A 12,723-nucleotide genomic window follows, 5' to 3' on the forward strand; every position below is an offset into this window, starting at 1 on the left:
TGGGCATGTCAAACATTCGACTGTCCGTATAATCCCTAGCATCCCGCACAGCGTCCGCTTCGATCGCCATGAAGACTTATCGCCACGATGTGCTCGCCAGCGTGCTCGCAGCCGAAATCCAGGAAGGCAAGTACGCCGTGGGCGAAAAGATCCCCACCGAGCAGGCCTTGCAGCGCCGTTTCGATGCCGGGCGCCATACGGTGCGCGAGGCCTTGCGCACCCTCAAGGAGCGGGGCGTGCTGGTCTCGCGCGCGGGTATCGGCACGGTGGTGCGGGCCCGGCCGGCCAGCCGCCCGCAGATGCAAGGCACGGGCACCTTGCGCGAACTGATCCAGTTCGCCGAGGCGCGCCGCATGCGGCTGCTCGATAGCCAGGAGTGCATCGCCGACCAGGCCATGCAGCAGGAGCTGGGCGTGCCGGCGGGGCAGCAGTGCGTGCAGATCCGTTTCCTGCGCGCCGTGCCGGAAGAGGACAGGCCGGTGGCCTATGTGTCGATGCTGTTGCGGCCCGAGCATCGCGGCATCGTCGCGCGGATCGACCAGTCGTCGGACCCGGTGCACCGGATGATCGAACGTGAATACGATGTGCGCATCGCGGAGGTGCGCCAGAGCATCGTGCCCGCCTTGCTGCAGGCCGAGGTGGCCGGTCTGCTTGCCGCGCCGGCGGGTATGCCGTGCCTGCGCATTACCCGCCAGTTCCTGGATGCGCAGGACCGCCTGGTATGTGTAAGCGTGGGGATTTATCCGCAGGACCGTTTCAGCCACGACACGGTGTTCCGTGTGCAGCACGACGGCGCAGGCGGCACGCCATAGCCCGCAAGCCCGCGAGGGCGGGGCGGGCCTGGCTGTGCCGCCGCCGGCGGCCCGTCCTTATTGCTTTATTGCTGCAAGGTGGCTTCGAGCGTGATCCTGGCGTTAAGCACCTTGGATACCGGGCAGCCGGTCTTGGCTTCGTTGGCGGCCGCCTCGAAATCCGCCTGCGACAGGCCCGGCACCTTGGCGCTCAGGACCAGGTGCACCGCGGTGATGGCAAAGCCGCCCTCGGCCTTCTCCAGCGTCACCTCGGCACGGGTGTCGATGCGTTCGGCCTTGGCGTTCTTCTGGCCCAGGATGTTCGAGAGCGCCATGGAGAAGCAGCCGGCGTGCGCCGCGCCGATCAGCTCTTCCGGATTGGTCCCGGGCTGGTCCTCGAAGCGGGTATTGAAGCCGTAGGGCTGTTCCTTGAGCGCGCCGCTCTCGGTCGAGATGGTGCCCTGGCCGGTCTTCAGGTCGCCTTGCCAGACGGCGGATGCGGTTTTTTTCATGCCTTGCTCCTGGGGTGTGGGGGAAGGGTGCGCGAAGAAGAAAATGGTAGTTGCCGGATCCGCCCGCCGGCCATGCCCGCCTGTTTTTGTTGGCTACAAAACGTTTTTGCCGCCGGTCCGGCCCAGGCGCAGGGGTGGCTCTCGTTCTTGGCTGCGCGGGCTTCAGGCAAAATGGCGGATTGCGCCATCGTCCTGTCATTTCCGTTCATTCCGAGGTTTCCCATGTCTTCCTTTGCCACCCGCCTGCTGGCCGGTGCCGCGCTTGGCGCGGGCCTGGCCTTCGGCGCCCACGCCCAGATCACGGTGGGCGTGGCCTTGTCCACCACCGGGCCGGCCGCGGCCATCGGCATCCAGTCGCAAAACGCCATACGGCTGTGGCCGGACACCCTGGGCGGCCAGCCGGCGCGCTACGTGATCCTGGACGACGGCACCGATGTCAGCCGGGCGGTGCGCAATTTCCGCAAGCTCACCTCCGAGGACAAGGTGGACGCCATCGTCGGCCCCAACATCACCGCCTCGGCGCTGGCCGCGCTGGACGTGCTGGCCGAGACCGGCACGCCCATGGTGGCGCTGGCGGCCTCGGGCGTCATCGTCGAGCCGCAATCCGATCCCAAGCGCCGCTGGGCGTTCAAGATGCCGCAGAACGACATGCTGATGGCTTCGGCCCTGGTCCAGCACATGCGCGCGCACGGCGTCAAGACAGTCGGCTTCATCGGCTTTGCCGACTCCTACGGCGACAGCTGGTGGAAGGAGTTCGAGGCCGCCGCCGGCGGCGATCCCAAGGTCGTGGCGCAAGAGCGCTTCCAGCGCACCGATGCATCGGTGGTGGGACAGGTGCTCAAGCTGATGGCGGCCAGGCCCGACGCCGTCCTGGTGGCCGGCTCGGGCACGCCGGCGGCCCTGCCGCAAAAGACCCTGGTCGAGCGCGGCTACCGCCAGCCCATCTACCAGACCCACGGCATCGGCACGCTCGAATTCCTGCAGGTCGGCGGCAAGGATGTCGAGGGCACGCTGTTTCCCACCGGGCCTGGCGTGGTGGCGCGCGAGCTGCCCGAGGACAACCCGGTCAAGCCGGTGGCGGTGGCCTTTGCCGACAAGTACGAGCAGCGCTATGGCGCCAACACGCTGACCCAGTTCGCCGGCGACGCCTATGGCGCCTGGATGCTGCTGGACGACGCGGCCCGCCGGGCCCTGCAGACCGGCGCCAGGCCCGGCACGCCCGAGTTCCGCGAGGCGCTGCGCAGCGCCATCGAGCAGACGCGCGACCTGACCGTGCCCAACGGCGTGCTCAATCTCTCGCCCGAGAATCACCAGGGCTTTGACGAGCGCGCGCGCGTCATGGGCACGATCAAGGACGGCCGGTTTGCCTACGCGGGGGACTGAAAAGGCCGCCGGGCCGCCTGCGATTGTGTTTAAAAACGTATCAAAATGATTCGACGCGTCCGGCAAGCGTGCAGCGCCTGCCGGCGCTCGGATACGCCCCTTTTTTCGTGGCGCATGCGGGCGGCCGGTTTTCCTGAAAATGTAAGCAGAAGCCGGCTGTTGCCCGCGTCTTGTGACGCTTTGATTTGAAAGCCCCAAAGACGCTGACGTACCATTTTCCCCACTACGCGTCATTCAACGACAACGGAAAGAGGGGGTTTTCATGGCTCACGTCATGCGCGGTGCCGGCTTTGCGGCGCTGGCTTTGTCGGTTGCCCTGTTCGCGGGCTGCTCCGACTCTTCGTCCGACCAGGCCGCTTCGGCACAGCCCCAGGGCGGCGGCGCGCCGCAATCCACGCTAGAGCGCGTCAAGGTCTCGGGCACCGTGCGCATCGGCTATGCCAACGAAGCGCCCTATGCGTACCTGGACAGCGCCACCAACGAGGTGACCGGCGAAGCGGTGGAGATCGCCCGCGTGGTGCTCAAGCGCATGGGCGTGGAAAAAATCGAGGGCGTGCTGACCGAATTCGGCTCGCTGATTCCGGGCCTGCAGGCCAACCGTTTCGATATCGTCGCCGCGGGCATGTACGTGACGCCCGAGCGCTGCAAGCAGGTGCTCTTCTCCAATCCGACCTACGGCGTGGGCGAAGGCTTCCTGGTGCAGAAGGGCAATCCCAAGGGACTGCACAGCTACGACGACGTCAAGAACGATGCCTCCGCCCGGCTGGGCGTGGTGGTCGGCGCCATCGAAGCCGAGTATGCGCAGAAGGTGGGCATCCCGTCCTCGCAGGTGGTGGTGTTTCCCGACGCGGTCAGCGCGCTGGCCGGCGTCGAAGGCGGGCGGGCCGACGCCTACGCGGCCACGGCGCTGACCATCAACGACCTGATGACCAAGGTCACCAACCAGAACCTGGAGAAGGCCGAGCCGTTTACCGATCCGGTGATCGACGGCCAGGACGTGCGCGGCTACGGGGCCTTCGCCTTTCGCCAGAGCGATACCGATTTTGCCCAGGCCTTCGACCGCGAACTGGCCGAGTTCATCGGCTCTCCCGAGCATGCCAAGCTGGTCGAGCCTTTCGGCTTTACCAAGAGCGAGCTGCCTGGCGACGTGACCGCCAGCCAGCTGTGCGGCGGCTGAGCGCTACCGGGGTCCGCGCATGGACAAAGGCGAAATCAATCTCCTGCCTCCGCTGCTCGAGGGCCTGATGGTCACCTTGCAGGTGACGGCCGGCGCCATTGCGCTGGCCGTGCCGCTGGCCGTGCTGGCCGGGCTGGGCAGGCTTTCGCGCCTGCGCCTGCTGCGCTGGCCCGCTTCGGTGTATGTCGAGGTGTTCCGCGGTACCTCCGCGCTGGTGCAGCTGTTCTGGTTCTTCTACGTGCTGCCCCTGTTCGGCCTGCGGCTGCCGGCCATCGTGGTGGGCATCGTGGTGCTGGCGCTGAACGCCGGCGCCTACGGCGCCGAGGTCGTGCGCGGGGCGGTGCTGGCCGTGCCGCGGGGCCAGCGCGAGGCGGCGCTGGCGCTGAACATGACGCGCTGGCAGATCACGCGGCGCATCGTGGTGCCGCAGGCCATTCCCGCCATGCTGCCGCCGGCCACCAACCTGATGATCGAGCTGCTCAAGAACACGGCGCTGGTCTCGCTGGTGACCATTGGCGACCTGACCTTCCGCGGCCAGCTGCTGCGCAACGACACCTTGCGCACGGTGGAGATCTTCGGCCTGATCCTGTTCCTGTATTTCGGCGTGGCGCTGCTCATTACCGCGGGCATGCGCCTGCTCGAAAGAAGGTTCCGCGCACGATGAACAACGACGTGATCTTCGATTGGGACTATGCGCTGGGCATCCTGCCCACGCTGGGTTCGGCGCTGGTGGTGACCATCCAGGCAACCGTGCTGGGCATGCTGCTGGCGGTGGTCCTGGGGCTGGTGCTGGCCATGGGCCGGCGCGCGCCCTGGCCGGTGCTGTCCTATCCCGTGGCGTTCTTCATCGAATTCGTGCGCAGCACGCCCTTGCTGGTGCAGATCTATTTCCTGTTCTACGTGCTGCCCGGCACGGGCCTGCAGCTCTCGCCGCTGACCACCGGCATCCTGGCCCTGGGCATCCACTATGCGGCCTATTGCGCCGAGGTCTATCGGGCCGGCATCGAGGCGGTGCCGCGCGGGCAGTACGAGGCGGCGCGCGCGCTGAACCTGTCGTCCTGGCGCACATTCTGGGGCGTGGTGCTGCCCCAGGCCATCCCGCCGGTCGTGCCGGCGCTGGGCAACTACCTGGTGGCGATGTTCAAGGACACCCCGCTGCTGTCGGCCATCACGGTGGTCGAGCTGCTGCAGCAAAGCAAGATCCTGAGCTCGACCAGCTTTCGCTACACCGAGCCCATCACGCTGGTGGGCCTGATGTTCCTGGTCCTGAGCCTGATCGCCGCCTATGGCGTGCGCCGGGTCGAATCCAGGCTGCAATCCGTGGGAGCCAAGGCATGAGCGCAATTTGTACGAGCGCCCGCAGGGCGGGGATGTCGCGTTGCGACAGGAGGGTAAATCGATGAGCGCGAGCATACGACTGCAGGACCTGCGCAAGCGCTACGGCGAGCTGGAGGTGCTGCGCGGCATCAGCCTGGAGATCCCGGCGGGCCAGACGGTCTCGGTGATCGGACCTTCGGGCTCGGGCAAGTCCACGCTGCTGCGCCTGCTGATGACGCTGGACAGGCCCGATGGCGGCACCATCGAGATCGATGGCGAGTCGATGTGGACCACGCCGGACGGCAAGCCCGCGCCAGCCTCGCACGTGCGCAAGGTGCGGGGCAAGATCGGCATGGTCTTCCAGCACTTCAACCTGTTCCCGCACATGACCGCGCTGGGCAACGTGATGGAGGCGCCGGTGCACGTCGAGGGTCTGTCCAAGGACGAGGCGGCCGAGCGCGGCAGGCACTACCTGGACCTGGTGGGGCTGGGCGACAAGTTCGACGCCTATCCCGCCCAGCTGTCGGGCGGCCAGAAACAGCGCGTGGGCATTGCGCGCGCGCTGGCCATGCGTCCGGAGATCATGCTCTTTGACGAGGTGACCTCGGCGCTGGATCCCGAACTGGTGGGCGGCGTGCTGCAGATCATGAAAGACCTGGCCGACAAGCGCGAGATGACGATGATCATCGTCACGCACCAGATGAAGTTCGCCGAGCGCTCGTCCGACCGCACGCTGTTCTTCGACCAGGGCAACATCGTGGAGGACGCACCCTCCGAACAGCTGTTCGCCCGGCCCCAGGAGGAGCGCACCAAGCAGTTCCTGCAGGCCGTGATCGAGGCGGAGTAAGGCCCGGGCCGGACCTGCGGGCGCGGGACGGGAGCGTGCGCGCCGGCCGGCTCAGCCGCGGCCGGTGCTGCCGAAGCCGCCCGTGCCCCGGTGGCTGGCGGCGAACTCCTCGACGACGTTGAAGGCGGCCTGCACCACCGGCACGAAGACCAGCTGCGCCAGGCGCTCCATCGGTTCGAGCTTGAAGGGCTGGCTGCCGCGGTTCCAGACCGAGACCATCAGCGGGCCCTGGTAGTCGGAATCGATCAGCCCGACCAGGTTGCCCAGCACGATGCCGTGCTTGTGCCCCAGCCCCGAGCGGGGCAGGATGACGGCGGCCAGGCCCGGATCGGCGATGTGGATGGCCAGGCCGGTGGGCACCAGGTGCGTGCTGCCGGGAGCCAGCTCGCTCGCCTCGTCCAGGCAGGCGCGCAGGTCCAGGCCGGCCGAGCCGGGCGTGGCGTATTGGGGCAGGTGTTCGCGCATCCGCGCGTCCAGGATCTTCAGGTCTATGGATTTCATGTTGAGCTTGTGAAGGCGCGGTTCAGCCGTGCCGGTCCCGCTGGGAAATCGTCGAGAGCGGCGGCAGCTTGGCCAGCTGGCCGCCGGATTTGCGGCGCTGCTTCAGGCCTGCGCGCGTGAAGATGAAGGCCATCAGCAGCAGGAAGGCGCCGCCCATGCGGTCGCCATAGGGATCGAGCAGCATGTTCACGGCCAGCGCGGCCAGCACCGCGCCGATGGCCAGCAGGCCCAGGCCTTGTCGGCGCCGGCCGCTTTGCCCGGCAAGGGTCTGCGAGCCGTCCTGTGCCTGCCCGGCGGCCTGGGCCCGGGCATGGCGCGGGCGGGCCGGCTGCTCGCCGGGCGCGCCGCGCGGGGCCGCCGGGGCAGGAGGGGCAGGAGGGGTATACGGGGTACGAGCCGCCGTGCCGGCCTGGCCGTCCGGCGCGGCCGGGGGCAGGCCTGGCATGTCGCCCCAGCCGGTGGCCGCGCCGGGCGGGACGATGGCGGTGTCGGCCGGCTTGCGCGCATCGGGCCCCAGGGCGCGCCGCCAGCTCGAGTCCGACTCCAGCTCGCGCAGCGTCTGGCTGGGGATGGCGGCGCCGCGCCGGGCCAGTTCCTCGACGTAGGCGACGTAGTCGCCGTTCCTGGGTTCGTCGTTTCTCAGCATGGTGGCTCCTTTGTGCGCAGTCAGGCGCGCGGGCGCTTGCGGGCGGCCGGCGCGCGGCGCTTGCGCAGGACGACGTAGGCGATGGCAATGGCCGCCACCACCGACAGCGCCGAGCCGGCGATCAGGCCGGCTTGCTGGTGGCTGCCGATGGCGCCGGCGCTGCGCACGGCCAGGTAGCCGGGAGCCAGCAGCATGGGCACCCACACGATGGCCGACAGGATGTTGGCGATCTGGAAGCGCACGTGGCCCATCTTCATGATGCCGGCGATGGTCGGGATGGTGCTGCGGATGGGCCCGAGGAAACGGCCCACCAGGATGGACAGGAAACCATAGCGGTAGAAGAACAGGCGCGCCCGCGCCACCGCCTTGCGTTGCTGGCGCAGCGGCCAGCGCCGCATCATGGGCGGCCCGATCCAGCGGCCGATCCAGTAGGACAAGGCGTCGCCGATGACCGCGCCCAGGATGCCCCACAGCAGGATGGGCGTCATGGGCAGCGTGCCGGCGCCCACCAGCCCGCCGGTCATCAGCAGCAGCGCGGTGGCGGGAATGAGCAGCCCGATCACCAGCATCGACTCGCCCATCGTGATCAATGCCAGCACGGGCCCGGCCCAGAACTGGTTGGCCTTCAGGAAGGCTTCGATGGCGGCGATGTATTCATCCATGGCGTGCGGAACCTCTTTTGCGATGCGGTATCTTAACGTGCCTGGCCGGCCGCCCGCCGTCCGGCCGGGCATCTATCAGCATCACGGCATGCCTGCCGCCTCCGCATTCTTTCAAGCCACTTTCAAACATGGATTCTCTGACTCAGGCCGTGCTGGGCGCCGGCTTGCAAGGCGCCGTGCTCGGGCGCTTCCAGGGCCGCAAGGCGCTGGCCTACGGCGCCTTGCTCGCCACCTTGCCGGACATGGACGTGGTCATGTCCTACGCCGATCCGGTATCGAGCATGACCTACCATCGGGGTTTTTCGCATTCGGTCTTCGTGCTCAGCGGCCTGGCCGCCACGATGACCTGGCTGATCCGCAAGCGCTGGCCCGATGCCGGCTACAGCAGCGCCCGGCTGTTCATGGCCCTTTGGCTGGTGCTGGTCACCCATCCCATCCTCGATGCCTTCACCAGCTACGGCACGCAGCTGTTCTGGCCGCTGGCCGTGACGCCAGCGAGCTGGTCCAGCCTGTTCATCATCGATCCGGGGTTTACCGTGCCCCTGCTGCTGGCCGTGGTCCTGGCCGCCATCGGCGGGCCGCGCTCGCGGCTGTGGCAAACGCTGTGGTGGGCGCTGGCCTGGTGCGTGCTGTACCTGTGCCTGAGCCTGGCGGGCAAGGGCCTGGCCGAGCACCGGGTGCGCCAGGCGCTGCGCGAGCGGGGCGTGCCGGTGCAGCAGGTGTTTTCCGCGCCCATGCCTTTCAACATCCTGCTCTGGCGCGTGGTCGCGCGCGAGGGCGACGGCTACTACGAAGCCGTCAGCGGCTGGTTCGACCGCGCGCCGCCCGAGATGGTGCGCCAGCCGCTGCATCCCGAGCTGGCGGTGCCGCTGCTCGATAGCCCGCAGTATGTCCGCCTGGACTGGTTCTCCGGCGGCTGGCTGCGGCGCGACGCCATCGGCGACGAACTGGTGGTCAGCGACCTGCGCATGGGCATGACGGGCTACTACACCTTCCGCTTCGTCATGGCCCGCCGCGTCGACGGGCAGTGGCAGCCGGTGCTGCCCGAGCGCTGGCCCAGCTCGCGCGGCGGCGAGCAGGAGCTGCGCGCCGTGGGCCGGCGCATCCTGGCACAGGAGCCGCCCTTGCCGCTGCCGCAGTGGTCCTTGCGCAACGCCGCGCCGCGCACCGCGCCCACCCGGCCCGGCCTGGCCGATTAGCGCCGGCCCGGCAGCCTTGCGGCGATCTCGGCCACCAGCCGGCGCGCCGCGCTGAGCTTGTCGGCCGGGGGCAGGGGATGGGCGCCCTGGGCGTCGAACAGCACCAGGGCGGTGTCGTCCGCGTCCATCACGTCCTGCGCGAGGTTGCCCACCAGCAGCGCGATGCCCTTGCGGCGGCGCTTGTCCTCGGCGTGGGCGGCCAGGTTTTCCGTCTCGGCGGCAAAGCCCACGCACCAGGGGCCGCCGGGCAGGGCGGCCACCTCGGCCAGGATGTCGGGATTGACCGCGAATTCCAGCGCCGGCAGGCCGCCCGGATGGGCGTTCTTCTTGACCTTCTGGCCGCTGGCGTTGCTGACGTGCCAGTCGGCCACCGCCGCCACCGCGATGAACAGGTCCGATTGCGCCGCCAGCGGCATGACCGCCGCGTGCATCTGGCGCGCGGTCTGCACGTCGATGCGCCGCACGCCCAGCGGCGCGGGCAGGGCGGTGGGGCCGGAAACCAGCGTGACCTGCGCGCCGGCCTCGCGCGCGGCGCGCGCCAGGGCATAGCCGGTCTTGCCCGAGGAGCGGTTGCTCAGCACGCGCACCGGGTCGATGGGCTCGCAGGTCGGGCCGGCGGTGATCAGCACGCGGCGCCCGGCCAGCACCTTGGGCTGGAAATAGGCCGCCAGTTCGGTGCGCAGGTCCAGCGGCTCCATCATGCGGCCGTCGCCCACCTCGCCGCAGGCCTGGTCGCCCGCGGCCGGCCCCAGCAGCACGATGCCGTCCTGGCGCAGCTGCGCCGCATTGCGCTGGGTGGCCGGGTTGCCCCACATCTCGCGGTTCATGGCAGGCGCCAGCAGCAGCGGACAGGCGCGCGCCAGGCACAGCGTGGACAGCAGGTCGTCGGCCATTCCGTGGGCCAGCTTGGCCATGAAGTCGGCCGAGGCCGGCGCCACCAGGATGGCGTCGGCCCCGCGCGTCAGGTCGATATGGGCCATGTTGTTGGCCGGCCGCGCATCCCAGGCGTCCAGCCAGACGTGCCGGCCCGACAGGGCCTGCATCGTGACCGGGGTGATGAAGCGGGTGGCGGCCTCGGTCATGACCACGTCGACGGCGGCGCCGTGTTCGACCAGCCGGCGGACCAGCTCGGCGCTCTTGTAGCAGGCGATGCCGCCGGTCAGGCCCAGGACGATGCGTTTGTTGGCGAAGTCTTGCATGGGGAAAAGAAGGGGTGGCAGGCCCCAATTATGCGCCAAATGCAATACGAGAGGGCTTGTCACGTATCGGTCACGCGGCGCCCGTACGATGCCCCGGCTCCTCTCCTCCCCGTACCCGAACGGGTCCTTTACCGTTTACTCCGTGTGCCAGCCGACTCGATACTTCGCAGCGCCCCGGTGTTGCTACGCGTGCATGCTTGGTGCGCCATGGCCCTGATGCTTGCGCTGGTGCAGCCTGCCCGGGCCGTTCACGCGGCGCCGGCCGTGCCGGTCCGCTCGGAGATGCCGGCCGGCCAGGGCCCCTGGGATTTCGACATTCCTTCCTTGCCTTTGCACCAGGCGCTGCAGCGCTATGCCGCCTACACGGGACGGTCGGTGCTTTATACCGCCGCGTCCGCGCAAGGGCGGCGCTCGGCGCCCGTGGTAGGCCGCTACGGTGCCGATCAGGCCTTGCTGCAACTGCTGAAGGGATCGGGCCTGACAGTGCGGCACGCTACCCCGCACGCGGTCTCGCTGGCGCCTGTGCGTGCCGGCCAGGCCAGCCTGACGCCCGGGGCCACCCCGCCTTCGGCCCCGCCGGCGCAGCGTGCCGCCTATTACGGCCGCCTGCGCCTGAGCGTGCTGCAGATGCTGTGCGCCGACGAACGCATCGACGTGGGCAGCTACCGCCTGGTGCTGCAGTTCCGCATCACGCAAGCCCGTGCCATCGACGTGCAGTCCGTGGTGGCGGTCGATGCGCTCGCGCAAGAGCCTTATGTACGCGCGGCCCTGACGGGTCAATTGCTGCCGGCGCCGCCGGCGGGACTGGGCCAGCCTGTCACGATGCTGCTGACGCCGCAGGCCGGCGGGCGGCGGGCGCTGTGCGCATGAGCGGGAGAGACGGGTGAGCAACGAAGGCATTGCGGCCTTGCGCGAGCTGTTCTCCAGCCGCTATCGCGCCTTGCGGTATAGCGTGGCCAGGCGGCTGGGCGGCGCGGCCGAGGCTGCCGAGGATGCCTTGCACGAGGCTTATGTCCGGTTGGCAGACAAAGGCGGCCTGCAAAACGTGCGCCATCCCGTGAGCTACCTGGTCAATACGGCGGTGCACGTGGGTATCGACCGCATGCGCGGCGAATCGCGCGAGTTGTCCGAGGGGGAAATCGCGCATTTCCTGGACGTGCCCGATTCCGCCCCCACGCCGCCGCAGGTCGCGGCGGACCGCCAGCGCATGGCGCTGCTGCAGGACGTCATGCAGCAATTGCCGGCCAGGCAGCTGGATATCCTGCTGGCCTTGCGGGTCCACGGCACGACACGGGCCGACGTGGCGCGCCGCTGGGGCATTTCGGAGCGCCAGGTCGCCCGCGAACTGCTGGCGGCGCACAAATTCTGCGCGAGCGCCTTGAACGATGAAAACGACTGAGGCCGACACCGGGGGGCGAGGCGCCGCGCCGGGCCGCCAGGGCGTACCGGCCTTGCTGCTGGAGCAGGCGCGCGCCCTGGTGTGCGAGTTCGGCAGTGGCAAGCCCGGCACGGCCGACAGGGACCGTATCCTCGCCTGGCGCGCACGCAGCCATGCGCACGAAGCGGCCTGGCGGCAGGCTTGCACGGAATGGCGCGAGATCGGCACGGCTGCGGCGGGCGTGCCGGTCCCGGGTATCCAGGGTGCCGCCGCGCCGCGCCCTCCCGTCCTGGGACGGCGCCTGTTTCTGGCGGGCACCGCGGCCGCTGCCGCCGGCCTGGCGGGCGTTGCCGTCATGCGGCCGCCCTGGGGCTTGTGGCCTTCCTGGGCCGAAATGGGCGCGGACTACCGCACCCGGGTCGGTGAGCGGCGCGACATATCCATAGAACCCGGCGTGACGGTCGCGCTGAATACGCGCTCCAGCCTGCGCACCCAATCCGCGACGCAGGGCGTTGCGCTGCGTCTGGTGTCCGGCGACGCAGTGCTGTCCACGCAGGGCCGGCCCTGTGTCCTGCAGGCCGGGCGCGGCCGCATATCGACGCGCGACGGCGAAATAGAAGTCAGCAGCCTGGACGGCGAGCAGGTCCATGTGCGTTGCGGGCTGGGGCAGGCAATGGTCTGGCATCCGGGCGGCGAGATGCCGCTGAGGCCTGGCGAGCGCCTGCGCTACGACGCCCAGCGGATCGAGCGGCTGCCCGGTACGCAGCGCGAAAGCGCCGCGTGGCGGCGCGGCATGCTGGAGTTCGAGAACGCGCCGCTGTCGGAGGTGGTCGAACAGATCAACCGCTACCGGCCGGGGCATGTCTTTCTGCAAAACGGCAGCTTGGCCGGCCAGCGGCTGAGCGCCCACTTTTCGACCGATGCCCTGGATGAGGCCATCGCGCATATCGGCCATTTGTTCGGCGCGTCGATCCGGCGGTTGACGGACGGCATCGTCATCATTGCCTAGCGATCCTGGGCTGTCATGAAAAATTCATGGCCCCTCATGTCCTGATAGGGATGGGCAGATCGACTGAACTACTGAGCAGCCTGCCGCGCATCGGACGCGGCG

15 protein-coding genes are annotated in these 12,723 nt (G+C 69.1%); 10 read left to right on the plus strand and 5 right to left on the minus strand.

Translation table 11 applies throughout. The features are described from left to right. Positions 1 to 68: 68 nt before the first annotated feature. A complete protein-coding gene (locus V8Z80_RS02345; protein ID WP_336060866.1) occupies positions 69 to 812 on the plus strand; it encodes a GntR family transcriptional regulator in 744 nt (247 codons plus the stop codon). 65 nt (positions 813 to 877) lie between these two features. Here V8Z80_RS02345 and V8Z80_RS02350 read toward each other — a convergent pair whose 3' ends face one another. Beyond that, positions 878 to 1,303, minus strand: a complete 426-nt coding sequence (locus V8Z80_RS02350) for an OsmC family protein (protein WP_336060867.1) — start codon at positions 1,301 to 1,303, stop codon at positions 878 to 880. A gap of 222 nt (positions 1,304 to 1,525) precedes the next feature. Between V8Z80_RS02350 and V8Z80_RS02355 the strand changes: the two genes are divergently transcribed. The 5 genes from V8Z80_RS02355 (at position 1,526) to ehuA (ending at position 6,027) form a co-directional block, all read left to right on the plus strand. After that, the gene (locus tag V8Z80_RS02355) at positions 1,526 to 2,686 is read left to right on the plus strand and encodes an ABC transporter substrate-binding protein (protein ID WP_336060868.1); all 1,161 of its coding nucleotides are present in this window, start codon (positions 1,526 to 1,528) and stop codon (positions 2,684 to 2,686) included. 262 nt (positions 2,687 to 2,948) lie between these two features. Further along, positions 2,949 to 3,863, plus strand: coding sequence for an ectoine/hydroxyectoine ABC transporter substrate-binding protein EhuB (ehuB, locus tag V8Z80_RS02360; protein ID WP_336060869.1), 915 nt, complete (start codon positions 2,949 to 2,951; stop codon positions 3,861 to 3,863). Between the two features lie 19 nt (positions 3,864 to 3,882). After that, on the plus strand, positions 3,883 to 4,527 hold the full coding sequence (gene ehuC / locus V8Z80_RS02365) for an ectoine/hydroxyectoine ABC transporter permease subunit EhuC (RefSeq protein WP_155196506.1): 645 nt from the start codon (positions 3,883 to 3,885) through the stop codon (positions 4,525 to 4,527). Continuing rightward, positions 4,524 to 5,201: an ectoine/hydroxyectoine ABC transporter permease subunit EhuD gene (gene ehuD, locus V8Z80_RS02370; RefSeq protein ID WP_155196507.1), complete on the plus strand. Its 678-nt coding sequence runs from the start codon at positions 4,524 to 4,526 to the stop codon at positions 5,199 to 5,201. Before ehuC ends, ehuD begins: the two co-directional genes overlap by 4 nt. A gap of 61 nt (positions 5,202 to 5,262) precedes the next feature. Then, positions 5,263 to 6,027 (plus strand): ectoine/hydroxyectoine ABC transporter ATP-binding protein EhuA, encoded by a 765-nt coding sequence (ehuA, locus tag V8Z80_RS02375; protein ID WP_155196508.1) that lies wholly within the window; start codon positions 5,263 to 5,265, stop codon positions 6,025 to 6,027. A gap of 51 nt (positions 6,028 to 6,078) precedes the next feature. On the opposite strand, the gene dut is transcribed toward ehuA, so the two are convergent. From dut to V8Z80_RS02390, 3 genes are read right to left on the minus strand one after another with little or no spacing between them, the layout of a single operon-like run. Then, a complete protein-coding gene (gene dut / locus V8Z80_RS02380) occupies positions 6,079 to 6,528 on the minus strand; it encodes a dUTP diphosphatase (protein ID WP_336060870.1) in 450 nt (149 codons plus the stop codon). Positions 6,529 to 6,550: 22 nt separating this feature from the next. Further along, positions 6,551 to 7,174 carry a hypothetical protein gene (locus tag V8Z80_RS02385; protein WP_336060871.1) on the minus strand — a complete coding sequence of 208 codons (624 nt, stop codon included), beginning with the start codon at positions 7,172 to 7,174 and terminating at the stop codon, positions 6,551 to 6,553. Positions 7,175 to 7,194: 20 nt separating this feature from the next. Further along, complete coding sequence (locus tag V8Z80_RS02390) at positions 7,195 to 7,836, minus strand: DedA family protein (RefSeq protein ID WP_155196511.1); 642 nt, start codon at positions 7,834 to 7,836, stop codon at positions 7,195 to 7,197. A 128-nt stretch (positions 7,837 to 7,964) separates the two neighbouring features. On the opposite strand from V8Z80_RS02390, the gene V8Z80_RS02395 reads away from it, so the two are divergent. Further along, entirely contained in the window at positions 7,965 to 9,035 is a 1,071-nt protein-coding gene (locus V8Z80_RS02395) for a metal-dependent hydrolase (protein WP_336060872.1), read from the plus strand. Here V8Z80_RS02395 and coaBC read toward each other — a convergent pair. After that, positions 9,032 to 10,234, minus strand: a complete 1,203-nt coding sequence (gene coaBC / locus V8Z80_RS02400) for a bifunctional phosphopantothenoylcysteine decarboxylase/phosphopantothenate--cysteine ligase CoaBC (RefSeq protein ID WP_155196513.1) — start codon at positions 10,232 to 10,234, stop codon at positions 9,032 to 9,034. The two genes, V8Z80_RS02395 and coaBC, sit on opposite strands and share 4 nt — an antisense overlap. Positions 10,235 to 10,441: 207 nt before the next feature. Between coaBC and V8Z80_RS02405 the strand changes: the two genes are divergently transcribed. From V8Z80_RS02405 to V8Z80_RS02415, 3 genes are read left to right on the plus strand one after another with little or no spacing between them, the layout of a single operon-like run. Next, positions 10,442 to 11,104: an STN domain-containing protein gene (locus V8Z80_RS02405; RefSeq protein WP_155196514.1), complete on the plus strand. Its 663-nt coding sequence runs from the start codon at positions 10,442 to 10,444 to the stop codon at positions 11,102 to 11,104. A gap of 13 nt (positions 11,105 to 11,117) precedes the next feature. Continuing rightward, complete coding sequence (locus V8Z80_RS02410; protein WP_336060873.1) at positions 11,118 to 11,633, plus strand: RNA polymerase sigma factor; 516 nt, start codon at positions 11,118 to 11,120, stop codon at positions 11,631 to 11,633. Beyond that, positions 11,620 to 12,621, plus strand: a complete 1,002-nt coding sequence (locus V8Z80_RS02415; protein ID WP_336060874.1) for a FecR family protein — start codon at positions 11,620 to 11,622, stop codon at positions 12,619 to 12,621. The genes V8Z80_RS02410 and V8Z80_RS02415 overlap by 14 nt, the downstream gene beginning before the upstream one ends. The last annotated feature ends 102 nt before the right edge of the window (positions 12,622 to 12,723 follow it).

The organism is Orrella sp. JC864, assembly GCF_037026685.1.
Taxonomy (GTDB): domain Bacteria; phylum Pseudomonadota; class Gammaproteobacteria; order Burkholderiales; family Burkholderiaceae_B; genus Orrella.

Coding starts and splice junctions, on each gene's coding strand:
- dut (WP_336060870.1), bottom strand. CDS start 6,528: ATGAAATCCATAGACCTGAAGATCCTGGACGCGCGGATGCGCGAACAC.
- V8Z80_RS02350 (WP_336060867.1), bottom strand. CDS start 1,303: ATGAAAAAAACCGCATCCGCCGTCTGGCAAGGCGACCTGAAGACCGGC.
- V8Z80_RS02395 (WP_336060872.1), top strand. CDS start 7,965: ATGGATTCTCTGACTCAGGCCGTGCTGGGCGCCGGCTTGCAAGGCGCC.
- coaBC (WP_155196513.1), bottom strand. CDS start 10,234: ATGCAAGACTTCGCCAACAAACGCATCGTCCTGGGCCTGACCGGCGGC.
- V8Z80_RS02390 (WP_155196511.1), bottom strand. CDS start 7,836: ATGGATGAATACATCGCCGCCATCGAAGCCTTCCTGAAGGCCAACCAG.
- V8Z80_RS02415 (WP_336060874.1), top strand. CDS start 11,620: ATGAAAACGACTGAGGCCGACACCGGGGGGCGAGGCGCCGCGCCGGGC.
- V8Z80_RS02385 (WP_336060871.1), bottom strand. CDS start 7,174: ATGCTGAGAAACGACGAACCCAGGAACGGCGACTACGTCGCCTACGTC.
- ehuC (WP_155196506.1), top strand. CDS start 3,883: ATGGACAAAGGCGAAATCAATCTCCTGCCTCCGCTGCTCGAGGGCCTG.
- ehuB (WP_336060869.1), top strand. CDS start 2,949: ATGGCTCACGTCATGCGCGGTGCCGGCTTTGCGGCGCTGGCTTTGTCG.
- V8Z80_RS02405 (WP_155196514.1), top strand. CDS start 10,442: ATGGCCCTGATGCTTGCGCTGGTGCAGCCTGCCCGGGCCGTTCACGCG.
- V8Z80_RS02355 (WP_336060868.1), top strand. CDS start 1,526: ATGTCTTCCTTTGCCACCCGCCTGCTGGCCGGTGCCGCGCTTGGCGCG.
- ehuD (WP_155196507.1), top strand. CDS start 4,524: ATGAACAACGACGTGATCTTCGATTGGGACTATGCGCTGGGCATCCTG.
- ehuA (WP_155196508.1), top strand. CDS start 5,263: ATGAGCGCGAGCATACGACTGCAGGACCTGCGCAAGCGCTACGGCGAG.
- V8Z80_RS02345 (WP_336060866.1), top strand. CDS start 69: ATGAAGACTTATCGCCACGATGTGCTCGCCAGCGTGCTCGCAGCCGAA.